Consider the following 23,327-nt stretch of genomic DNA (forward strand, 5'->3'; position numbering starts at 1 on the left):
CGAAGGTGCACAATGGGTTTTACTCGCCGCCCAGCTGCCTGAAGTCGTTTTCCCACAGCCGGCGCATCTCGGCATCCTTACGGATGACTTCCAGGGTTTCCAGTTCATCGGCCGGGGCTGGTTTCCTGGCCCACGGCGTCAACGTCCGACGCCCCTGGTCCAAGGCCAACAAAGCCCTGTCGGTCATGGCATCGTTCCGCAACACCAGGCTGGTCTTACGGCGGCGAAGCACTTCCTTCAGGGCAGCCTGCGCGGAGTCCACGTCACCCCGCGCCCGCTGCGACCGGGCCCGGATCAGGAGCAACGCTGCAGAGAGGTCGTCTGTGTTGAGCAAGCCCTCGGTCCACAACACCACATCCCGGTGGCGGCCCAGCGAATAGGCAGCCGTGCAACGCGCCAAGGCAGAAGGCAACGACGGCGGCAGGCCCACCACCGCTTCCAGCGCGGCTTCCATCATCCCCATCTCCCGGAGGCAATGGGACAACGCCAGGAACACCGACTCCTCGCTGAACAGAACCGGAACTTCAATGCGCTCGGCAACCTCCACCCGGGTGACCACCTGCCCAAGGTAGATGGACGAGAACTGGCTGGCGTCGTCGTCGATCCTTGTTGTTAAGCCGCGCTGCAGCAGTTCCGAAGCCCGCAGGTAGCCCCCATGCTTGTAGGTCAGCAGACCCGACACCACAAGGCACAACCCGGCCCACCCCGGGTACATTCGGCCAAGCGCGAGGAGCCGCTCCGGCTCGGTGGAGGTGAAAACAGCGTCGTGCATGGCCTTGGCGGGCTTGGACGACCACATCCGCAGCCGCGGCACACTGCCGACGACGGAAATCCTCGCCTGGTCCCGGCCAGTGAGCACGCCGGACAGCACTCCGCCCACGCCGTCCGTGAGCCCCCGGACCGGGGTGCGGACGTGGCCATCGCGGAAAGGCGTGAAATCCCGCGTGTCATGGAAGATCGTGTGCACGCGTCCGTGGGGAGCTTGGCTCATAAGACCATGCTAATCGTCGCTGAACTGGGCACATCCCCTGCTATCGGAGGCATTTCAGGAGTATTATGGCGGCGTCGGCAAGGTTTTGCCACACCCTTGCCGCAGGTCGGCTCTCCATGAGAAGAGCCGGGTAACCGCGTGAAAGGGAGGACTGATGACCACCGCTTCGCACCCCGCCGAACACCACCACATGATGGGGTTGACACTTCGCAACACCGCCATGGGCGTTGGCATTGTATTTCTGCTGGTTGGCGTCCTGGGCTTCATCCCGGGAATCACCACCAATTACGGCGCCATGACCTTTGCGGGACATGATTCCGGCGCCATGCTGCTTGGAGTCTTCCAAGTGTCCATACTCCACAACATCGTCCATCTGCTGTTTGGCGCGGCCGGCTTGGCCATGGCAAGGAACGATCGTATGGCCCGCCTGTTCCTCCTGGGCGGCGGCGCCGTATACATCGTTCTTTGGATCTACGGCCTGGTCATCAACCAGGAAACGGGCGCCAACTTCATCCCGTTCAACACGGCTGACAACTGGCTGCACCTGATCCTTGGCGTTGCCATGATCGGTTTGGGCGTTTGGCTCGGCCGGGATGTCATGGACGAAAGGACCACAGCGCGAAGGAGCATGTAAGCCCTCCGCACACGTCCTGAACCACGACGGCGACCGCTCCCTTTGAGGGGGCGGTCGCCGTACCGTTGTGCTACCCCCCAACGCTCACTCACATCCACCTAGCGCGGGGCGCGCCCACCCAGGCGGGTGGTCACTTTGGCCGCCGCTGCAGCACAGGCTTCGCCAAGGCTCGTCAAAGTGTCCTGCGAAACCCGGAACTTAGGCGCAGGGATCAGAACGGCTGCCACGATGTCGCCGCGGTGGTCGTACACCGGCGAGGCGACACCGACTTCCTCGATGGACGTCTCCCCGAAGTTCACGGACCAGCCACGTTCCGCCGCTTCCGCCAGCCGGGCCATGTAGGCCTCCACGGAGTCGTCGTCCAGGCCCGGCAAGGTGATCGCGTTGCTGCGCAGCAGGTTCCGCACCCTGTCGCTGTTTTCAGCCGCCAGGAACACCTGCACGGAAGAGCTCAGGGCCTCGTTGTAACGGGCACCCAAAGGAGCAAGGTGCTTCACCTGATGCCTGCTGGGAATCTGCTCCACACACATGGATTCGACGCCGTTCCACACCATGAGCGCGCTGGTCTCCCCCGTGCGCTCGGTCAGTTCGCGCAGTACGGGGTAGGCAACCCGGCGCTCTTCGAGTTCGGCCAGGAGCGGGCCCGCCATGGCGATCATTCCGAGCCCCAAGCGGAACCTGCGCGAATCGACGTCGCGCTCCACCAGGTTCTCCTGTTCCAGCGTCGCAAGGATGCGGGAGACGGTGCTCTTGTGCAGGCCCACACGGCCCGCGATCTCGGTGACTCCAAGCAGGGGTTCATCCGCGCTGAAGCTTTTCAGCACAGCGATGGCGTTGACGATGACAGAGGTTCCCTTGCCGTCGCCGTTGCTGTTGCCGGTGTCAAAAGTCTCGCTGGTTTCCGTGGGAGTCATGGGTTCACTATATTTCGGGTCTCGGTCCGGTCTTCCACTGGGAAGCCGGTGGGCGCCGTGCACTGCGCCCACCGGTTGGTCACTAGGCTCCGATGATGTTGTACTCGGGGCCGAACGGGAACTTGGTGATGTTCTCGGCGCCGTCTTCGCCGACCACCAGGATGTCGTGCTCACGGTAGCCGCCGGCACCTGGCTGGCCGTCCATCACCGTGATCATCGGCTCCATGGACACCACCATGCCGGGCTCCAGGACGGTGTCAATGTCCTCGCGGAGTTCAAGACCGGCCTCGCGTCCGTAGTAGTGACTCAGCACACCGAAGGAGTGGCCATAGCCAAAGGTCCGGTTGGCCAACAGTCCGTGGCTGATATAGATCTCGTTGAGCTCTGCCGCGATGTCCTTGCACACGGCACCCGGCTTGATGAGTTCCAGTCCGCGCTTGTGGACCTCCACGTTGATGTTCCACAGTTCCAGCGAGCGGGCGTCCGGTTCGCCATAGAACAGGGTGCGCTCCAGGGCGGTGTAGTAGCCGCTGGTCATGGGGAAGCAGTTCAGGGACAGGATGTCGTGTTCCTGGATCTTGCGGGTGGTTGCCCAGTTGTGCGCACCATCGGTGTTGATGCCGGACTGGAACCACACCCAGGTGTCGCGGATTTCAGAATCCGGGAACGTCCGGGCGATTTCGTGGACCATGGCCTCGGTACCGATCAGTGCAACCTCGTACTCGGAGATCCCGGCCGTGATGGCGTTGCGGATGGCCTCGCCGCCAAGGTCACCAATGCGGGCGCCGTGCTTAATGACGGCGATCTCCTCGGCGGACTTGATCATGCGCTGACGCATCGCATCCTGCGCCACGTCCACCAGAGTTGCACCGGAGAAAGCGGCCTGGATCTTGTTGCGGTTGTCCAGCGGCAGGGAATCGTCTTCGACGCCGATGCGCCGCGGGTTGATGCCCCGGGTCCGAAGGACCTCCTGGATTGCGTGGATGTAGTTGTCACGGCGCCAGTCCGTGTACACGAGGTTCTCGCCGTAGCTGCGGCGCCAAGGCATACCGGCGTCGATATTTGCCGTAACGGTGACGGCGTCATCCTTGGTGACCACCATCCCGTAAGACCTGCCGAAGTACGTGAAGAGGAAATCGGAGTAGTACTTGATGGAGTGGTAGCTGGTGAGAATGACGGCGTCGAGTTCCTTCTCCGCCATGATGCTCCGGAGTCCGGCTAGGCGGCGTTCGAATTCCGCGTCGGAGAAGGTCAGCGAGACCTTTTCGCCGTTGTTGAGGACCTTGGTGCGCTCGAGCTTGGCGACATCGTTGACGGCCTCGTTCTGCGTGATGGTCATGGTCATTTCCTTTCGATGGGTTGGTTGTTCTAGTCCTGCAGCAGAGGCTTCTTGGAAGACTCCGCGGCGAACAGGACCGCGATGAGGGAAACCAGGGCGGCAGCCACGAGGTACCAACCGGGAGCCAGTTGGTTGTGGGTCATGCCGATAAGAAGGGTGGCCATGAACGGCGCGGTGCCGCCGAACAAAGCGTTGGAGAGGTTGAAGCTGACTGCGAATCCGGTGTAGCGGACCTTCGTGGGGAAGAGTTCGGCCAGGAAGCTCGGCAACGTTCCGTCGTTCAGGGTGAGCATGCCGCCCAGCAGTATCTGCACCAGGACGATCACCAGGAAATTGCCCGTATCCAGGAGCATGAACGCCGGCACCGTCAGCAGCACGAAAAGGACCGACGCCGTGATGAGCATCCGCTTGCGGCCAAACTTGTCCGACGCCATGCCGGTCAGGAAGATGAAGCCGATGTAGCTGGCCAGGGCGATGGTCGTGGCAAGGAACGACTCCGTTGCGCCAAAGCCCAGTTCCTCCGACAGGTACGTGGGCATGTAGCTGAGGATCACGTAGAAGCCCACCGCGTTCAGCAACACTGCGCCGGTGGCAATGATGAGTTGCTTCCGGTAGGTCCTGAACATGGCGAATGCGGGGGCCTTGACTGCGTTGTCCTTGGCCGCGAGCTCCCGAAACGCGGGCGTGTCCTCGAGCTTGGTCCGGATGTACCGGCCGATCAACCCCATGGGGGCAGCCAGCAGGAACGGCAGGCGCCAGCCCCACTCGCTGAGCTGCTCCGGGGTCATCGCTGAACTGAGCAGGGCGGCCAGCAAAGAGCCCAGCAGCAGTCCCGCTGCGGTACTGGCAGGCACGACGGCGGCATAGAGTCCGCGTCGATTCGCCGGCGCGTACTCCACCAGGAAAGCTGACGCCCCGGCGTACTCCCCGGCTGCGGAGAAGCCCTGAATGACGCGCACCAGGAGGAGCAGGATCGGCGCCATCACGCCGATGGTGGCGTAGCCGGGGATCAGTGCGATGCAGAACGTCGCCACGGACATCAGGACGATTGACAGGCTCAGCGCTTGCTTGCGGCCCAGCTTGTCCCCGATGTGGCCCCAGATGAAACCGCCGAGGGGCCGGACAAAGAAGCTGATGGCAAACACGCCGAAGGTTGCGAGCAGGGCCGTCTGACGGTCCGACTCGGGGAAGAAAACAGAGGAAATGATGCCGGCCAGGTATCCGTACACCGCGTAATCGAACCACTCGACAAAGTTGCCGATGAAGCTCGCCGTGACCACTCGCCGTCGAGTGTCCTTGCTGACTCCATGGTTGGGATTGGTTGTCCGGTTGAGGCTGGGGGAAGGGCTGCCTTGGTCGGCTGCCACTGAGGATTCATTGCTCATGGTCCACCAAAATCATTGGGGTTGCATTCAACGCAACACTGTTGCACCAGACTAAGTGTGTCGGTGGTCACGGTCAAGAGTCTTTTTTGAAAGGATTATTGGTGCTTTTCGGCGCTGGGTGAGCTTTTGAAGGTCCGTGGTGGGGTTGCTCACGTTGTTGCGCTCAGCGAGTTCTGGTTGCAATCAAAGGAATTCCAAGCCCAACCCTCACTCACAACCCACCCCCCTCACCCCAACACTCACAACCCACCCCCCATCACCCCAACCCTCACTCACAACCCACCCCCTTCAGCCCAACCCTCACTCACAACCCACCCCCCACCCCAACCCTCACTCACCGCCGAGGCCCAACGGCGCGATGACGGCGTCTACTGTCTCCCCGCCGTCGTCGCCCGCCCCTCAGAGGGCTCCGCGCAGCAACGGGGAACGCCGGAACGTGAGAGAGGGTCCGCCCCAAACGGGAGGGACGTGAGAGAGGGTCCGCCCCAAACGGGAGGGACCTGAGAGAGGGTCCGCCCCAAACGGGAGGGATGTGAGAGAGGGTCCGCCCCAAACGGGAGGGACGTGAGAGAGCGTCGGGAGGGGGGTTATCCGGCAGCGCGCGTCCAAGGGAGGAACGACCGAGCGCGCAGAGGATGAGCCCGCCGGCGGGCGGCGACTCAGCGGCTCAAGGCCTTAGAGGACCTTGCGGATGGTCTCTTCGAAGCTGACGACGTGGTGCAGGGCGAGCTCGGCGGCGCGTTCTTCATCGCCGTCGGCAATGGCCGTGAGGAGCTCGGCGTGCTCGGAGATGTGCCCCGAAACGGACGGCATTTTTTCCAGCATGTGGCACCAGATGCGGGTGGCGAGGTTGTCGTAGCGGATCAGGACGTCTTCCAGGTGCGCGTTGGCCGAGGCTTTGTAGATCAGCCGGTGCACCTGGATGTCGTAGCGCATGAGCTCCTGCGAGGAATTGTCCTGGCCGTCCAGCGCACTGATTGCAGCGGCAACCGCGCGCAGCTCTTCCCGCATCGCAGGACCAGCCATACGTGCGGCTTTCCGGGAGGCCAGGGGCTCCAGGAGCTCGCGGATCTCGGAAACCTCGGCGAGCTGGGTGATGTCGACGCCGGTGGCAAACGTGCCACGCCGGGGGTAGGACACCACCAGGTGATCGCTTTCCAGTCGCTTGATGGCTTCGCGGACGGGGGTGCGCCCGATGCCGAGTTCGGCTGCGACTTGCCCGTCGTTGATGGGGTCACCGGGCTTGATGTCCAGCATGATGAGTCGATCACGCAGCAGCAGGTAGGCGTTCTCCGCGAGGGATGTGCCCTGCGGAACGGATTCCAGTGCTTCCAGTGCTGCGCTCATTGCTCTCTCCCGTTAGTCGCATTCCCAGTCTGCCGGATGGATTACCACTGACCTGTTGACGACTATGTGATCTCCAACATACTATGGCAACAGTTCTAATATATCAGTTGCCTAACAGTCGGCACCCAGACAAGCTTTGAAGGAGAACACCATGGTTGAACCCTTGATCCGCCCGCTGTCCCAGGCGGACCCGGAGGTCGATCAGGCGATCGCCCAGGAACTCATCCGCCAGCAGTCCACGCTGGAAATGATTGCTTCCGAGAACTTCGCTCCCACCGCCGTCATGCAGGCGCAGGGATCGGTGCTGACCAATAAGTACGCCGAGGGCTACCCGGGCAAGCGCTACTACGGCGGCTGCGAACACGTTGATGTGATCGAACAGCTGGCCATCGACCGCTTGAAGTCCTTGTTCGGCGCCGAGTACGCGAACGTGCAGCCGCACTCCGGCGCCCAGGCCAACGCCTCCGCCATGCACGCGCTCATCACCCCGGGCGACACCATCATGGGCCTGAACCTGGCCCACGGCGGCCACCTCACCCACGGCATGCGCATCAACTTCTCCGGCAAGTTGTACAACGTTGTTCCCTACGGCGTCCGCGAGGATACCCACACCGTGGACATGGCCGACGTTGAACGCCTGGCCTTGGAAAACAAGCCGAAGCTGATCGTCGCCGGCTGGTCCGCCTACGCCCGGCAGCTGGATTTCGCTGAATTCCGCCGCATTGCCGATCTGGTGGGCGCTTACCTCATGGTTGATATGGCCCACTTCGCCGGACTGGTGGCAGCGGGACTGCACCCCAGCCCCGTTCCACACGCCCACATTGTCACCAGCACCACCCACAAGACTCTGGGCGGACCGCGGGGTGGCGTGATTCTGACCAACGACGCCGACATCGCCAAGAAGGTTAACTCGGCCGTGTTCCCCGGTCAGCAGGGTGGCCCGCTGGAGCACGTCATCGCCGCCAAGGCCGTAGCTTTCAAGATGGCCGCCGAGCCCGAGTTCCAGGAGCGACAGGTCCGCGTATTGGAAGGCTCCAAGATCCTTGCCCAGCGCCTCCTCCAGGACGACGTTGCAGCAGCCGGCATCTCCGTTGTCAGCGGCGGAACTGACGTCCACCTGGTGCTCGCAGACCTCCGCCACTCAGTACTGAACGGCCAGCAGGCCGAAGACACGCTGCACCGGATCGGCATCACGGTCAACCGCAACGCCGTCCCGTTCGACCCCCGCCCGCCCATGGTTTCCTCCGGCCTGCGCATCGGCACCCCGGCCCTCGCCGCACGCGGATTCGGTGCCGAAGACTTCACTGAAGTCTCGGACATCATTGCGACGGCGTTGATCGCCGCTGCAAAGAGCGGCACATCCGCAGGAACCGAAGCAGGCACCGAAGGTGACGTCGCCCTGGACGATGCCACCGCCGTCGAACTCCGCAACCGCGTCACCGCGCTGGCCGACAAGTTTCCCCTTTACCCACACCTCGGCAATGGCGCCAAGGCCAACCTCGAAGCAGAACTGATTGGAGCAGCCCAGTGAGTGCAGACCACCTCCCCGAACACCCGGACTTCCTCTGGCGCAACCCGGACCCTAAGAAGAGCTACGACGCCGTCATTGTCGGCGGCGGCGGCCACGGCCTGGCCACGGCTTATTACCTGGCCAAGAATCACGGCATGACCAACATCGCCATCCTGGAAAAGGGCTGGCTGGCCGGTGGCAACATGGCCCGCAACACCACGATCATCCGTTCCAACTACCTCTGGGACGAGAGCGCCGCCATTTACGAGCACGCCCTCAAGCTGTGGGAAATCCTTCCGGAAGAGCTGGAGTACGACTTCCTGTTCAGCCAGCGCGGCGTGATGAACCTGGCCCACACCTTGGGCGATGTCCGTGAAAGTGTTCGCCGCGTTGGTGCCAACAGGCTCAATGGCGTGGATGCCGAGTGGCTCGACCCGCAGCAGGTCAAGGAACTCTGCCCCATCCTGAACATCAGCGACAACATCCGCTACCCCGTTATGGGCGCCACGTACCAGCCGCGCGCAGGCATCGCGAAGCACGACCACGTGGCCTGGGCCTTTGCCCGCAAGTGCGACGAGCTGGGCGTAGACATCATCCAGAACTGTGAAGTCACCGGCTTCATCAAGGACGGCAACCGCGTCACCGGCGTCAAAACCACCCGCGGCACCATTAATACCGAAAAGGTAGGCCTCTGCGCCGCTGGCCACAGCTCGGTCCTGGCGGAAATGGCCGGTTTCCGCCTGCCGATCCAGTCGCACCCGCTCCAGGCACTGGTGTCCGAACTGCACGAACCAGTCCACCCCACGGTGGTCATGTCCAACCACGTCCACGTCTACGTGTCCCAGGCCCACAAGGGCGAACTGGTGATGGGCGCCGGCGTTGATTCCTACAACGGCTACGGCCAGCGCGGCTCGTTCCACGTGATCGAGGAGCAGATGGCAGCAGCCGTGGAGCTCTTCCCGATCTTCGCCAGGGCCCACGTGCTCCGGACCTGGGGCGGCATTGTGGACACCACCCTGGACGCCTCACCGATTGTGGGCCTCTCCCCCGTGGAGAACATGTTCGTCAACTGTGGTTGGGGAACCGGTGGCTTCAAGGGAACCCCTGCAGCCGGCCTGACCTTCGCGCACACCATCGCCACCGGCGCACCGCACAAGCTGAACAAGCCGTTCGCGCTGGAACGCTTCGAGACCGGCGCCTTGATCGACGAACACGGCGCCGCAGCCGTGGCCCACTAGCCAGGACAGGACAGACATGCTCCTCATTTCTTGCCCCAACTGCGGGCCACGCGACGAAACCGAATTCCACTACGGCGGACAGGCGCACATCGCCTACCCGGAAAACCCGAATGACCTCACGGACCGCGAGTGGGCCGAGTACCTCTTCTACCGCGAGAACACCAAGGGCACTTTCGCCGAGCGCTGGGTCCACAGCACCGGATGCCGGCAGTGGTTCAACATGCTCCGCGACACCGTGAGCTACGACATCCACTCGATCTACGCGATGGGCCAGCAACGCCCCGATCTCCAGGCAGACAAACCGAGTGAGTTCAGCCAGGCCGGCGAGTTCGGCCAGGAACCCGGGTTGGCCCCCGGCGCCGCTACCACCGCACCCACCTCCTCGGAAGGAGTCTAGAAGTGACCAGCAAGAACGCACGCCTCGCCACCGGCGGACGCATCGATCGCAGCATCTCCTGGCGCTTCACCGTGGACGGCCAGGAATTCACTGGCCACCCGGGTGACACCATCGCATCGGCGCTGCTGGCCAACGGCCACATCAACGCCGGCAACTCCCTTTACGAGGACCGCCCGCGCGGCATCATGGCCGCCGGCGTGGAAGAGTCCAACGCCTTGGTCAAGATCGCCCCGCGCTTCCCGGGCCACGTTGCCGAGTCCATGCTTCCCGCCACGGCAGTGTCTTTGGTGGACGGCATGAACATTGAGCTCCTGTCCGGCCTGGGCAAGCTTGATCCCAACGAGGACAAGGCCGAGTACGACAAGAAGTACGTCCACACGGACGTCCTGATAGTTGGCGGCGGCATTGCCGGCCTGGCAGCTGCCCGCGAGGCCGTCCGCACCGGCGCCCGCGTCATCCTCATCGACGACCAGCCCGAGCTCGGCGGCGCCTTGCTTTCGGGTTCCACCGCTGAAGGCCTGGCCGACACCGTTGAGGGCAAGCCGGCCCTGGAATGGGTTGCGGACGTTGAAGCGGAGCTGGTCTCGGCCGCGGAATGCACAGTATTGAACCGCACCACCGCTTTCGGCTCCTACGATTCCAACTACTTCATCGCGGCCCAGAACCGCACGGACCACCTGAGCGTTCCGGCAGCCCCGGGAGTCAGCCGCCAGCGTATTTGGCACATCCGTGCTAAGCAGGTTGTCCTGGCCCCCGGTGCCCACGAACGTCCCCTGGTTTTCGAGCACAACGATCGTCCGGGCATCATGCTCGCCTCCGCTGCACGCACGTACCTCAACCGGTACGCCGTCGCCGCCGGTTCGCTGGTGGTCATCAGCACCACCAACGACTCCGCCTACGCGCTTGCCGCGGACCTGAAGGCAGCAGGCGTGGCGATTGCCGCCGTCGTGGATGCCCGTCCGCAGATCAGCGCGAAGGCCGCTGCGGCCGTCGAGTCCGGTATCCGGGTCCTGATCGGCAGCGCCGTGGCGGACACCTCGGCGGATGAGAACGGCCGCCTGAATGGCGTCACCGTCCGCAGCATCAACGACGACGGCGAACTCACCTCGGGCGTCGAACAACTGGCTGCCGATCTGCTCGCAGTCTCCGGTGGTTGGAGCCCGGTGGTCCACCTCCACAGCCAGCGCCAAGGCAAGCTGCGTTGGGACGACGAGCTCGCAGCTTTCATTCCCGCCAAGCCGGTCCGCGACCAGCAGGTGGTGGGTGCGGGCCGTGGCACCTTTGAACTCGAGGACTGCCTGGCCGAGGGCATTTCCGCGGGAGCAGCAGCGTCCATTGCCGCCGGCTTCGAGTCGGCAACCACCCCCGTGGAACTGCAGGAACCCGTGGCCAGCGCACCGAGCCGCCAACTCTGGCTGGTTCCCGGACAGACCGGTGAACCGGGCGAATGGCACCACCACTTCGTGGACTTCCAGCGCGACCAGTCCGTGGCCGACGTCCTTCGCTCCACCGGTGCCGGCATGCGGTCTGTGGAACACGTCAAGCGGTACACCTCCATCAGCACCGCGAACGACCAGGGCAAGACGTCCGGCGTCAACGCGATCGGCGTCATCGCCGCTGCGCTGAAGTTCGGCGGCGCCGAGAGCATTCCCGGCGTGGGCGAGATCGGCACCACGGCATACCGTGCACCGTTCACACCGGTGGCCTTCGCAGCGTTGGCAGGCCGCCAGCGCGGCGAGCTGTTCGACCCCGCCCGCGTCACCTCCATCCACCCGTGGCACGTTGCCCAGGGCGCACTGTTCGAAGATGTTGGACAGTGGAAGCGCCCCTGGTACTACCCGCAGGGCAGTGAGGACATGGACACGGCAGTCCTGCGTGAATGCGCCGCCGTCCGCGATTCCGTGGGCTTCATGGACGCCACCACGCTGGGCAAGATCGAGATCCGCGGCAAGGACGCGGGTGAATTCCTGAACCGCGTGTACACCAACGCGTTCAAGAAGCTCGCACCGGGATCTGCCCGCTACGGCGTGATGTGCACCCTGGACGGCATGATCTTCGACGACGGCGTGACCCTGCGCCTGGATGATGACCGCTACTTCATGACCACCACCACCGGCGGCGCAGCCAAGGTGCTGGACTGGCTGGAAGAGTGGCACCAGACAGAGTGGCCGGAACTCGACGTGGTCTGCACCTCGGTGACCGAGCAGTGGACCACCATCGCCGTCGTGGGCCCGAAGTCCCGCGCGGTCCTGGCCAAGGTTGCCCCGCAGCTCGCCGAAAACGGCGGCCTGGACGCTGAAGCCTTCCCGTTCATGACGTTCCGCGAAACCACGCTGGCCTCAGGAGTGCAGGCACGTGTTTGCCGTATCTCCTTCTCCGGTGAACTCGCCTACGAAATCAACGTGCCGGCCTGGTACGGACTCAACACCTGGGAAGCTGTTGCTGCCGCGGGTGCGGAGTTCAACATCACCCCGTACGGCACCGAAACCATGCACGTGCTCCGCGCCGAAAAGGGCTACCCGATTGTTGGGCAGGACACCGATGGAACGGTAACCCCGCAGGATGCCGGGATGGACTGGATTGTTTCCAAAGCCAAGGACTTCATCGGCAAGCGCTCCTACCTCCGGCAGGACGCCAGCCGTGAAGACCGTAAGCACCTGGTGAGCGTCCTTCCTGTGGACCACTCGCTGCGGTTGCCGGAAGGCACCCAGCTGGTGGAGAAGGGCATCCCGGTCAACCCGGCCAACGGACCCGTCCCCATGGAAGGCTTCGTGACCTCCAGCTACCACAGCGCCGCGCTTGGCCGTTCCTTCGGCCTGGCCCTCATTCAAAACGGCCGCAACCGCATCGGTGAAACCCTCCAGGCCTCCTTGGGAGACCAATTGGTGGACGTGGTTGTTGGCGAAACCGTACTTTTCGATGCTGAAGGGACCCGCAAAGATGGCTGAAACAGCAACCCCCGCAGAAACCGTGAGCCGTGCACGCCGCAGTCCGGCCCAGCACCTGGCTGAGGCGTTCACGTCCGGCTCAGTTCCGGGCACAGTGACGCTCACCGAGATCCCGTACCAGGCCATGGTGGGCATCCGGGTTGACCGAAAGTCCGACGCCGGTGCACGGGTTGCGTCCGTCATCGGCGGCTTGCCTGCCGCTTGCGGCGAGGTGACGGGCAAGGATTCCGTGAGCACCCTGTGGCTCGGCCCCACCGAGTTCCTGGTGGTGGCCCCCGAAGAAGCCCACGATTCCATGGGCGGCTCCCTGGTCAGCGATCTGACCACTGCCTTGGGCAACGACGCCGGCCAGGTGGTGGACCTGTCCGCCAACCGCACCACGTTCGAGCTCTCCGGCAGCCACGCCCGGGCAGTCCTGGAGAAGACCTGCTCCCTGGACCTGCACCCCCGCGTTTTCAAGCCGGGCACGGCTGTTTCCACGGAACTGGCGCACATCCCGGTGATGCTGTGGAAGACTTCGGAGGAAAGCTACCGGATCTTTCCCCGGGCCTCGTTTGCCGACTTCCTGGGCCGTTGGCTCCTGGACGCCATGAGGGAATACGCCTCCCCTGAGGTTCCCTGATGGCACTGAGTGTGCTTGACCTGTTTTCTGTTGGCATCGGACCGTCGTCCTCACACACGGTGGGCCCGATGCGTGCGGCAAAGCAGTTCACGGATGGTCTTGAATCGTCCGGCCAGCTTCCGGCCACGGTGCGCGTCCAGGCTGAGCTTTTCGGCTCCCTGGGCGCCACCGGCCGGGGCCACGGCTCTGACAAAGCCGTGGTGCTGGGACTGCAGGGCCACTCTCCCGAAACTGTGGATACCCACACTGCGGATGACCAGGTGGCCGCCGCTGCCTTGGACGCCGAGCTGCGTCTGGGCGGGAACCACCGCGTTGACTTCAATTGGGACGAGGACGTGGTCCTGCACCGCCGCAAGTCCCTCCCCGCCCACCCCAACGGCATGACGTTCCGGGCCCTGGACCACACCGGGACGGTCCTGCGGGAGCGCAGCTACTACTCCATCGGGGGCGGCTTCGTGGTGGACGGCGACGTCTCCGGAGCCGACAAAGTGGTGGCTGACAATACGGTGCTCCCTTACCCGTTCACCACGGCGGACCAACTCCTGGAGATCTGCGAGCGCGAAGGCATGTCCATTTCGGACGTCATGTTGGCCAACGAACTGGTGTGGCGCTCCGAGGACGAACTTCGTGAGCGGCTGCTGGGCATTTGGGCCGTCATGCAGGAGTGCGTGGACAACGGCTGCTCTGCCGAGGGAATCCTGCCGGGAGGCCTGAAGGTCAGGCGACGGGCGCCGTCGTTGTTCAAGAAGCTTTCCGAGACCGACGCCGACCTGAACGGTAGTGCTTCAGCGGACCCGCTCCTCGCCATGGAATGGGTGAACCTGTTCGCTCTGGCCGTGAACGAGGAAAACGCCGCGGGCGGCAGGATCGTCACCGCGCCCACCAATGGTGCCGCCGGAATTGTCCCGGCCGTGCTGCACTATTACACCAAGTTTGTTCCGGGAGCCAACGACGACGGTGTCGTGCGGTTCCTGCTGGCGGCGGCCGCCGTCGGAATCCTGTTCAAGATCAACGCCTCCATCTCCGGCGCCGAGGTTGGCTGCCAGGGCGAGGTAGGTTCGGCCTGCTCCATGGCCGCTGCCGGGCTCTGCGAAGTCCTGGGCGGAACGCCGGAGCAAGTGGAAAATGCCGCGGAAGTGGGCATCGAACACAACCTTGGGCTCACCTGCGATCCCGTGGGCGGGCTGGTGCAGATCCCCTGCATCGAGCGCAACGCCATTGCCAGTGTCAAGGCGATCAACGCAGCCCGCCTTGCACTGCATGGCGATGGCAGCCACAAGGTATCGCTGGACAAAGCCATCAAGACCATGCGCGAAACGGGCGCAGATATGAAATCCAAGTACAAAGAGACCTCCCGTGGGGGCCTCGCCGTCAACGTAGTGGAGTGCTAGCCATGACTGCCATTCAAGCTGAAACCGCCGTTCCTTCCGGCCCGGAGACCACCGTGGAACACGTCCTCACCCTGGACTGCCCCGAGGGTCCGGGAATCGTGCACGCCGTGTCCGGCTTCCTGCTGGAACACGGTTGCGACATCATCGACAACAAACAGTTCGGCGATCGCGCCGAGGGTCACTTCTTCATGCGCGTGCACTTCGCGTCCGACGGCGATGCCTCCACTGTGGATGCCCTGCGGGAAGCTTTTGCGCCGGTGGGCGACAAGTACGCCATGAACTGGCAGCTGGAACGCCAGGGTTACAAACGCCGCGTGCTGATCATGGTTTCCAAGTTCGGGCACTGCCTGAACGACCTGCTGTTCCGGGCAAGGATCGGGGAGCTGCCCATCGACGTGGTGGGCGTGGTGTCCAACCACACCGATCATCAGGGACTTGCTGAATGGCACGGAATTCCGTTCTTCCACGTCCCTGTCACGGCTGCCACTAAACCGGCGGCCGAGGGGCGCCTGCTGGAGATCATCGACGAATTGGACGTGGAACTCATTGTCCTGGCCCGCTACATGCAGGTCCTCAGCGACGACCTTGCCCGCAAGCTGGACGGCCGCGCGATCAACATCCACCACTCGTTCCTGCCCAGCTTCAAGGGAGCCAAGCCCTACCACCAGGCCTATGCACGTGGCGTGAAAACCGTCGGTGCCACGGCCCACTACGTGAACGGGGAGCTGGACGAAGGGCCCATCATCGCCCAGCAGGTGGTGGAAGTGGACCACACGTTTGGACCCGAGGACCTGGTGGCCGCCGGTCGGGACACCGAATGCAAGGCACTCAGCAACGCCGTTCGCTGGCACTGCGAGGGCCGGATCATCCTCAATGGGAACAGGACGATCGTGCTGAAGTAGGGCTTTGCTTTCCCGATTCGACGGCTTGCTGCCATATAGACGGTTTGAGCCGTCGAATGCGCAGCGAGCCGTCGAATTGGCTGTTTAAGACGCCCGCCCTGAGGGGCTTAGCCGTTCACGGCGTCGATCCACACCCCGATGATCCATGTGGTCGCCGCCGCGCAAGCGAGTCCGAATTCCACCAGCATCCCTATGCCGGTGGCTTTCAGCGCAGCACCGCTGGAACGCAGCGCGGTCTTGAAGTTCCGCGTGCGTTGGACCTCGCTGAGGAGAAGCCCCAGGGCGAACCCCACAAAGAGCCCCACCACGGGGATAACGAACATGCCCACCACACCCAGCAGCACGCCAATCAGCACCGATCTGTTGGGGATCCCGTGCTGCTTCATTTTGCGGCCGGTCAGCACGGCACTGGCCGCCATTCCGGACACCACAAACAGCATGCCCACAGCAAAGATCACCCATCCCATGCCACCAGCGCCGCCCCAGATGGCCCACGCCAAAAGGCTTGCACCGATCAGGATGCTGCCCGGCAATACGGGGATGATGGTTCCAACGACGCCCACTGCTATGGCCAGGCCGCACAGGATGGTCACGATGAGTTCGGCGTTCATGGCCCCAGTCTAGGTGCGGCCGGCCGCCCCGCCTGCCACTTAAAGAACGACGGCGACGCTCCCCAGCACGGGAGGCGTCGCCGTCGTCGGTCTTGTGTTGGTGAACGCTACTCGGCTACAGCGGCAGCAACTGCCGCAGTGACGGCCGGGGCCACGCGTGCATCCAGCGGGCTCGGCACGATGTAGTCGGCGGAAAGGTCCTCGGCGGCCAGTTCAGCGATGGCGTTCGCAGCGGCGATCTTCATGGCCGGGGTGATCCGGCGGGCGCCGGCATCCAATGCGCCGCGGAAGATGCCGGGGAAGGCCAGGACGTTGTTGATCTGGTTGGGGAAGTCGCTGCGGCCGGTGGCAACAACGGCTGCATACTGCTGGGCGACCTCGGGCAGAACTTCCGGATCCGGGTTGGACAGCGCGAACACGATCGACTGATCGTTCATGAGCTTCAGGTGCTCTTCGTCCAGCTTGGAGGAGGAGACGCCGACGAAAACGTCGGCGCCGGTCAGGCCTTCGCCCGGGCCGCCCGTGACCCCACGGGGGTTGGTGCGTGCGGCCATCCGGGCTTTGACACTGCCGGGATCAGCCACGAGGTCGGCACGCTCAGCGTTCACCACACCCTTGGAGTCGAGCAGGATGACGTCCTTGATGCCAACCGCCAGCAGGATTTCGGCGATGGCGATGCCTGCGGCACCAGCACCGGAGACAACCACCTTGAGGCCGGCGAGTTCGCGCTGGGTCACCTTGGCGGCGTTGGTCAACGCTGCGAGGACCACGACGGCGGTGCCGTGCTGGTCATCGTGCATGACGGGGCAATCCAGTGCTTCGATGAGGCGCTCTTCCAGCTCGAAGCAGCGGGGAGCCGAGATGTCCTCGAGGTTGACTGCGCCGAAGCTCGGACGGAGGCGGACCAGGGTCTCGATGATCTCATCGACGTTGGTGGTGTTCAATACCAACGGAATGGAGTCGAGATCGCCAAAGGACTTGAACAGGGCAGACTTGCCCTCCATGACGGGCAGGGAAGCGCTGGGCCCAATGTTGCCGAGGCCGAGGACTGCGGTGCCATCGCTGACAACCACAACAAGGCGCTCTGCCCAGGTGTGCGTGCGGGCGAGCTCCGGGTTGGCGTGGATTGCGCGGCTGACCTGCGCAACTCCGGGGGTGTAGGCGATGGAAAGATCGCGCTTGTTGTCCAGGGGTACGGTGCTGGAGATGGTCAGCTTGCCGCCCTCATGGGCTGCAAAGATCTCTTCTTCGCTCAGTACCAGGGCGTCGTTGTCAGTAGCAATTGTCTCGATGGACACGTCGTTGTCTCCTCAGGCTAGCCGTGGTCCCACGGCACGATGTCAGGGCAGGAACAGAACTGCTGTGCGGGCCAAGGGTGGCTGGCCCGGCGTTGCTTCTGCAGGTAAGGGGGCTGCTAGCCGCTTCGGTGCTTCCAGCCTAGGGAACGGCGAAGGGTACAAGATTCAATACCAAGAGAGACGATTCAAGAGTAAAACGTTCAACCAGCCGAAAGTGTGAGCCACGTCATGCCATAAAGCGGCTTCTCGGAGGTTATCGGTCTAGACCACCGGGTGGCTTTGCTAATCGCCGGTCAGCAGCGTGCAGGCCTTCTTAAGGTCCTTTTCTGCCTCAAAGAGGGACAACCGACGGCACCGGACAGCCTGGACGAGACCACTCACCAGGTGCAGCAGAATGCGGGCACGCACAGTGTCCTTACCGGTGTCCTTGCTCAGCGAACCAACGACTTCCTCGGATAAGGCATCGATTTCACGCAGCAGCTGCGCCGTATCCTCATCCTTGCCTGCAGGACGGATCAGGCAGTGCTCCACGCCGGGCTGCATGACCCTCAAGTGGAAAATCTCCATCATCAAACCAGCGAGCGCGTGCCCCTTGCCTTCCCGACGCCGGACGCCCTCCCGGAGCTCACGCAGCTGTTGCCGGTACACAGCGAGCATGAGGTGGGCCGTCGAGGGAAAGTACCGGTACAGCGTGCCCAGTGGCACGTCCGCGCGCGCAGCGACGTCAGAAAGGCTCAAGGTATCGAACTGCCGCTGGGCAAAGCCGGCTGCTGTCCTGAGGATCCGGGCATAGCGGAGCTGCTGCCGCGGTGTGGTGGGCGCGGCAGCCATACGGGGCAACCCCGTGGTCAGGTCAAGGGAGTACGGTTCCAGTGAGTTTGATACGGGCATTTCCGGCGATCTCTTGGCAGGCTGACAAGGAAACGGCCGGCTGGGTTGAGACCCACGGCTGGCCGATCGCATCAATGATACGGGAGCTAAATGACCGTTTCCTGAGAGCTGGCCCGAGGCCGCGGCATGCATGCCGCTCCCCCGTATTGTGGCCGCCCCCACATACACTTCTCAACAGGTCTGGTACACGGGAGGAAACACATGCAGGGATTTCGACGTCGGGTGGCAGCAGCTCTTCTGGCCGCCACTGTGGCGGCCATGGCATTTGGCGCAATGCCGGCGTCGGCAGCTCCCAGCGGTCCGGATCCCATACTGACGGGAGACGCGTTCGTCGGGCAGAAGCTCACAACGGAGATCGGCCCCTACACCTTTTACGGTTGCGGCGGCGGGAAGGGCCCGGACTTCACCGTCTATTGGACCCGGGACGGTTTCCTGGTGGCAGGCGAAACAGCCCAAAGCTACACGCTGGAACCGGAAGACACCGGCGCCCGAATGGCAGTGCACGTCACGGCCAGCAAAACCGCCTGCGGAGGCGAGTCGCTGCACAGCAATGAAACCAAACCTGTGGGCGCGGTCAACAGGGCAGCTGGCTTCTCCGGCCGGAGCTTCGAACTCCTGACCCGCGCCAACGACGGTTCCCTGCAGCTGTTCGGCCGCCAGGGCAGCGCCTGGGACGCTCCCCGCACGGTGGGCTGGGGCTGGGGTGGCTTCAACCTTGTCCTTTCGCCCGGCGACTTTGACGGCGACGGCAAGTCCGATGTCCTGGCCAGGGACGCAGCAGGGACTTTGTACCTTTACTCCGGTGACGGAAGCGGCGGCTGGAAGCCCGGCCAAGTGATTGGCAGGGGCTGGAACGTGTTTGACCAGATCGTCAGCCCCGGCGATTTCAACGGTGATGGGACCAACGACATTCTGGCCCGCGAACCGGGCGGCGCCCTGTATCTGTACCCCGGCAATGGTTCCGGCGGCTGGTTGGCGCGTACCGCCGTCGGGCAGGGCTGGCAGGTGATGGACGCCTTGCTGACGCCGGGTGACTTCAACGGCGACGGCTCCGTGGACGTGCTCGCCAGGGACCGCAACGGCTACCTCTACTTTTACGGCGGCAACGGCGCGGGCGGATGGACGCGGTCCTGGCTGATCGGCGTCGGCTGGAATGCCCTGAAGTCGGTGGGTGCTGCGGGCGACTACAACAACGACGGCTTCAACGACGTTTACGGCGTGGACCAACAGGGCCGCCTGGTGGTCTACTTCGGCAACGGCCGGACGGGATGGAAGGACTCCGTGGTTGCCGGGAACGGCTGGGGCAACTTCACAGCGATCTTCTAGGGACCGCCCAGCCGCGCTAGAATTGTCCCCATAAAGTCTGGGGAGGACACCATGAAGGCTTCAAAGCGCCCGACGTCCGGCGTGCGCCGGATCGTGGCGGGTTTCGCCGCGGCTGTGGTTGCCGCGATGGCCGTATCACCCGCGCCCGCCATGGCCACCATGGATCCGGACAATCCCGTGATCCACGGCGCTCCGTATGTGGGCTCCACGCTCACGCTGGAGATTGAGCCGGGCACCTACTCTGGCTGCGGCGCTGCGGCGGGCCCGGACTACCGGGTCTACTGGACGCGCGACGGTGTCCCTGCCACCGACCATCCGAACTTCTATCAGTACACCCTGGACGTAAACGACCGCGGGAAGACGATCGCGGCACACGTGGTGGCCAGCCAGAACGGCTGTGACCCCCAAGAGGTCAGCAGCGAAGAAACCGCACCGATTGCAGCGTCCAACCGCGCCAACGGGTTCACCGGCCGTGGCGCCCACGAACTCCTGGCCCGCCGGACGGATGGCACCCTCATGCTGTACTCCCGCGTCAACAACACCTGGGAATCCCCTAGGACAGTGGGCCCGGGATGGAACGGCTTCACCACTGTCCTCTCCCCCGGAGACTTCACCGGAGACGGCGTCAACGACATCCTGGCAAGGGACGCAGCGGGCAACCTCTTCGTCTACGCAGGCACGGGCAACGGCGGGTTTTACGCAGGCCGGCAGGTCGGCAGTGGCTGGAACGCATTCACCATGATCGTGGCCCCCGGCGACTTCAACGGCGATGGTGCCAACGACCTCCTGGCCCGGGACGCCAATGGCCTCCTGTATCTGTACCCCGGCAACGGAAAGGGCGGGTGGCTGGCACGTTCCTTGGTGGGAAGCGGCTGGAATGTGGTGAACAAGATCATCACCCCGGGAGATTTCAACGGCGACAGCGCAGTGGACGTCCTGGCGCGCGATACCTCCGGAGCGCTTCGCCTCTACCGTGGCAACGGCGGCGGCGGCTTTACCACCATGTCCGTTGTCGGCCAAGGCTGGGGCGGTATGGGCACCATAGGCTCTGCCGGGGACATTGACGGCAATGGCAACGTGGACGTCTACGCCGTGGACAGCTCGGGCCAACTGATGGCGTATTACGGCGACGGCGACGGCGGCTGGAACGGTTCCGGCGTCATCGGCTGGGGCTGGGGCGGGTTCACGGCCCTTTTCTAAGCCGATTTCGGTTGATATGCGCACTTGACGTGCGTCACATTCATATCAATTTCGGTGTTTCACTCCCATCTGCGTTTCCCGGGGCCACGTGGCTGTATCCTCATCTCAATTGGCCTCTACAGGCCGTGCTGGCCTGTACTTCTGGGGGAATCTTTGGGGTCTCATCCTGCTGCGCACTCTAACGCAGCTCGCTCTCACTCTGCGTCCACATCAGCCCATACTCTGCTGATCGCCTTGGTGGTCGCCCTGACCGCTCTTTTGTTGACACCAGTGCTGCCTGCGAACGCGGCCGGTCCCGTTCTCTCCGCCTTCGCGCGGACGTCGGCGGCCACTGTGGATGCCGGCGGCTCTGTGAGTTTCAGTTTTGCCACCTCAGTGCCCGTAAAGCGGGTGGAAGTGGGATTGCGCAGCGTAGCCGGAAGCCACACCATGGCATGGGTTGAACCGGCCGGCGCCCAAAAGGGCCTGGTGTCGGGCGTGGCTTCTGCTTCCTCATGGCCGTCCGGGGCAATCGAGGTCAGCTACGTCCAGATAATTACGACGGCGGGCGCCTCCCAGGTCTATTACCGGGGAGGCAGCATTTACCCACCAGCAACAGGAACCACGCCTTTCGGTGATCCAGCCGCGCAGGACTTCAAAGTGAGGAACCCGCTGCTCCCCTACGTGGCACCGGTCCCGGTGGCCCTTGTTCCTGCCAAGGCCACGTTCGCTCCCGGACAGACGGCAGGAGTCCAGGTCAAGCTGTCCCAGCTTGCCCAGGCTGTCAGGCTGGTTTATCGGGACCCGTCCGAGGTAACCACCTTCGAGCTGGCATGGGCAGGGAACCCCGCGTCCGGGCCGCAAACGGTCACGGCAACAGCAGCGGTTACGGCCGCGCAGGCAGCAGGTGCTTACACTCTGGAACGCGTGGAGATCACCTACTTCGATGGGCTGGCCAAGGACACGTACCACCGTGACGGCTCCCTGGAACGGACATCGGCTGTACCCACGGGCAACGTAGGCCGCGCAGAACTCGCCGGAGGCAACTTCGCAGTCAATAACCCGGCAAACGTACTGCCGAAACTCATTCCAACTGTGGCCCCGGGCATCAGTGGAGCGATGGTGTACAACACGGTTCTCGGCATCAACTCCGGGACCTGGCCGTCGGAACCTTCCTTTTCCGATTACCAGTGGTACAGGAATGGCACTCCCATCGACTACGCCATTCAGAACACCTACCAGTCCAACATGGCCGTGGACCCAGGAAACATGATCTGGGTGCGATTTACCGCCCGGGCAGCCGGGTACCTACCCGCCGTCGTCTCCTTGACCCCTGTTGGACCCATGCCGCGCCGCGCTTGGGTGGGCAATTTGAACATCAACGGCGATGCATCCGTTGGCGGCCTGCTAAGGCTGGATCATGGGGCCGCCGGGGTTGACCCCGTTGGCGGACAACCCAGTTACACCTACGTCTGGAAGCGCAACGGAACTCCCATTCCCGGCGCAACCTCCAGGGAATACAAGCCCACGCTGGAGGACAAGGGCGTCATCATCACGGCAGGGGTCACCGCACGCTTCGACGCCGGCACTGTGGTCACCGAAGTGGTGGACCTCAGGGGCCGCATTTCAGACAAGACCCGGGGCAAGGGATTCAACGCGGACGGCACTGGCGACATATTCGCCCGTGACGCCGGTGGCAACCTCTGGCTATACCCCAGCAATGGGAGCGGCGGCTGGTTGCCGGCACAGAAGATCGGCCAAGGATGGGGCGGCTTCACCTCCCTGCTTTCGCCCGGAGACTTCGACGGCGACGGAAACGTCGATGTCATGGCGAGGGACAGTGCCGGAAGGTTATTCCTCTACCAAGGCAACGGCCAGGGTGGATGGCTCCGCTCCTACCAGATTGGCCAAGGGTGGGGTGCCGTTAAAGACATTGTGGCCCCTGGCGACTTCAACGGTGACGGAACGGCTGATCTCATTGTCAGGGATTCGTCCAACACCATGGTGATGTATCCCGGAAACGGTCGGGGCGGCTTCCTCACTCCATACACGCTCAGCGGCGGCTGGGGTGACTTCGATGCCTTCGTCTCTCCAGCCACAAGCTCCATCTTCGCCCGTGACCGCGAGGGCAACCTGAGGAAGTACACGGGGGCCGGCAATGGATACTTCGCTGACAACGCGTGGACACCCAATGCCTTCGGGGCTTACGCGGGTTATGGCTGGGGAGGCTTCAGCCGCATCGGCGCTCCGGGTGACTTCGACAGCGACGGGGTTCCGGAAGTGTTCGGAATCCACCCCGATGGACGGCTCACCATGTTCTACGGGCTGGGCCACATCGCGCTGAAACGCCAAGCCACCATCGGTTGGGGCTGGAACGCCTTCAACACCGTCTTCTGACCCACGC

Annotated in this window: 19 protein-coding genes; 11 read left to right on the forward strand and 8 right to left on the reverse strand. The window is 63.7% G+C overall.

What is annotated here, in order from left to right; all coding sequences use genetic code 11:
- Positions 1 to 19: 19 nt before the first annotated feature.
- Positions 20 to 991, reverse strand: a complete 972-nt coding sequence (locus QRM57_RS11360; RefSeq protein ID WP_284986665.1) for a hypothetical protein — start codon at positions 989 to 991, stop codon at positions 20 to 22.
- A gap of 154 nt (positions 992 to 1,145) precedes the next feature.
- On the opposite strand from QRM57_RS11360, the gene QRM57_RS11365 reads away from it, so the two are divergent.
- A complete protein-coding gene (locus tag QRM57_RS11365) occupies positions 1,146 to 1,625 on the forward strand; it encodes a DUF4383 domain-containing protein (RefSeq protein ID WP_235521020.1) in 480 nt (159 codons plus the stop codon).
- A 98-nt stretch (positions 1,626 to 1,723) separates the two neighbouring features.
- On the opposite strand, the gene QRM57_RS11370 is transcribed toward QRM57_RS11365, so the two are convergent.
- The 4 genes from QRM57_RS11370 to QRM57_RS11385 form a co-directional block, all read right to left on the reverse strand.
- Complete coding sequence (locus QRM57_RS11370; RefSeq protein ID WP_284986667.1) at positions 1,724 to 2,539, reverse strand: IclR family transcriptional regulator; 816 nt, start codon at positions 2,537 to 2,539, stop codon at positions 1,724 to 1,726.
- An 82-nt stretch (positions 2,540 to 2,621) separates the two neighbouring features.
- Entirely contained in the window at positions 2,622 to 3,878 is a 1,257-nt protein-coding gene (locus tag QRM57_RS11375) for an aminopeptidase P family protein (protein ID WP_257370800.1), read from the reverse strand.
- A gap of 29 nt (positions 3,879 to 3,907) precedes the next feature.
- Positions 3,908 to 5,263: an MFS transporter gene (locus QRM57_RS11380; RefSeq protein ID WP_284986670.1), complete on the reverse strand. Its 1,356-nt coding sequence runs from the start codon at positions 5,261 to 5,263 to the stop codon at positions 3,908 to 3,910.
- Between the two features lie 675 nt (positions 5,264 to 5,938).
- Positions 5,939 to 6,610, reverse strand: a complete 672-nt coding sequence (locus QRM57_RS11385; protein WP_235521027.1) for a GntR family transcriptional regulator — start codon at positions 6,608 to 6,610, stop codon at positions 5,939 to 5,941.
- 151 nt (positions 6,611 to 6,761) lie between these two features.
- On the opposite strand from QRM57_RS11385, the gene glyA reads away from it, so the two are divergent.
- Genes glyA through purU form a run of 7 tightly spaced genes read left to right on the forward strand, consistent with a single transcriptional unit; the run spans position 6,762 to position 15,618 of the window.
- Positions 6,762 to 8,141, forward strand: coding sequence for a serine hydroxymethyltransferase (gene glyA / locus QRM57_RS11390; protein ID WP_284986672.1), 1,380 nt, complete (start codon positions 6,762 to 6,764; stop codon positions 8,139 to 8,141).
- Complete coding sequence (locus tag QRM57_RS11395; protein WP_235521032.1) at positions 8,138 to 9,358, forward strand: sarcosine oxidase subunit beta family protein; 1,221 nt, start codon at positions 8,138 to 8,140, stop codon at positions 9,356 to 9,358. Before glyA ends, QRM57_RS11395 begins: the two co-directional genes overlap by 4 nt.
- A 16-nt stretch (positions 9,359 to 9,374) precedes the next feature.
- Positions 9,375 to 9,755: a sarcosine oxidase subunit delta gene (locus QRM57_RS11400; RefSeq protein ID WP_284986674.1), complete on the forward strand. Its 381-nt coding sequence runs from the start codon at positions 9,375 to 9,377 to the stop codon at positions 9,753 to 9,755.
- A 2-nt stretch (positions 9,756 to 9,757) separates the two neighbouring features.
- The gene (locus QRM57_RS11405; protein ID WP_284986676.1) at positions 9,758 to 12,703 is read left to right on the forward strand and encodes a 2Fe-2S iron-sulfur cluster-binding protein; all 2,946 of its coding nucleotides are present in this window, start codon (positions 9,758 to 9,760) and stop codon (positions 12,701 to 12,703) included.
- A complete protein-coding gene (locus QRM57_RS11410) occupies positions 12,696 to 13,325 on the forward strand; it encodes a sarcosine oxidase subunit gamma (RefSeq protein WP_284986678.1) in 630 nt (209 codons plus the stop codon). The genes QRM57_RS11405 and QRM57_RS11410 overlap by 8 nt, the downstream gene beginning before the upstream one ends.
- Positions 13,325 to 14,716: an L-serine ammonia-lyase gene (locus QRM57_RS11415; protein ID WP_284986680.1), complete on the forward strand. Its 1,392-nt coding sequence runs from the start codon at positions 13,325 to 13,327 to the stop codon at positions 14,714 to 14,716. Before QRM57_RS11410 ends, QRM57_RS11415 begins: the two co-directional genes overlap by 1 nt.
- A gap of 2 nt (positions 14,717 to 14,718) precedes the next feature.
- Positions 14,719 to 15,618 carry a formyltetrahydrofolate deformylase gene (gene purU, locus QRM57_RS11420; protein ID WP_284986681.1) on the forward strand — a complete coding sequence of 300 codons (900 nt, stop codon included), beginning with the start codon at positions 14,719 to 14,721 and terminating at the stop codon, positions 15,616 to 15,618.
- Between the two features lie 107 nt (positions 15,619 to 15,725).
- Here the strand turns inward: purU and QRM57_RS11425 are convergent, their stop codons facing one another.
- From QRM57_RS11425 to QRM57_RS11435, 3 genes are all read right to left on the reverse strand, one after another.
- Entirely contained in the window at positions 15,726 to 16,229 is a 504-nt protein-coding gene (locus QRM57_RS11425) for a DUF456 domain-containing protein (protein WP_284986682.1), read from the reverse strand.
- Between the two features lie 107 nt (positions 16,230 to 16,336).
- The gene (locus QRM57_RS11430) at positions 16,337 to 17,527 is read right to left on the reverse strand and encodes an NAD(P)-dependent malic enzyme (RefSeq protein ID WP_235521044.1); all 1,191 of its coding nucleotides are present in this window, start codon (positions 17,525 to 17,527) and stop codon (positions 16,337 to 16,339) included.
- Positions 17,528 to 17,809: 282 nt separating this feature from the next.
- Entirely contained in the window at positions 17,810 to 18,418 is a 609-nt protein-coding gene (locus QRM57_RS11435) for a TetR/AcrR family transcriptional regulator (protein ID WP_257370788.1), read from the reverse strand.
- Between the two features lie 201 nt (positions 18,419 to 18,619).
- On the opposite strand from QRM57_RS11435, the gene QRM57_RS11440 reads away from it, so the two are divergent.
- From QRM57_RS11440 to QRM57_RS11450, 3 genes are all read left to right on the forward strand, one after another.
- Positions 18,620 to 19,744 (forward strand): FG-GAP repeat domain-containing protein, encoded by a 1,125-nt coding sequence (locus tag QRM57_RS11440; RefSeq protein WP_284986683.1) that lies wholly within the window; start codon positions 18,620 to 18,622, stop codon positions 19,742 to 19,744.
- Between the two features lie 51 nt (positions 19,745 to 19,795).
- Entirely contained in the window at positions 19,796 to 20,944 is a 1,149-nt protein-coding gene (locus QRM57_RS11445; protein WP_284986684.1) for an FG-GAP-like repeat-containing protein, read from the forward strand.
- 270 nt (positions 20,945 to 21,214) lie between these two features.
- The gene (locus QRM57_RS11450; RefSeq protein ID WP_284986686.1) at positions 21,215 to 23,320 is read left to right on the forward strand and encodes an FG-GAP-like repeat-containing protein; all 2,106 of its coding nucleotides are present in this window, start codon (positions 21,215 to 21,217) and stop codon (positions 23,318 to 23,320) included.
- The last annotated feature ends 7 nt before the right edge of the window (positions 23,321 to 23,327 follow it).

It is taken from the genome of Arthrobacter sp. fls2-241-R2A-172 (assembly GCF_030208885.1).
Classification (GTDB): Bacteria; Actinomycetota; Actinomycetes; order Actinomycetales; family Micrococcaceae; genus Arthrobacter.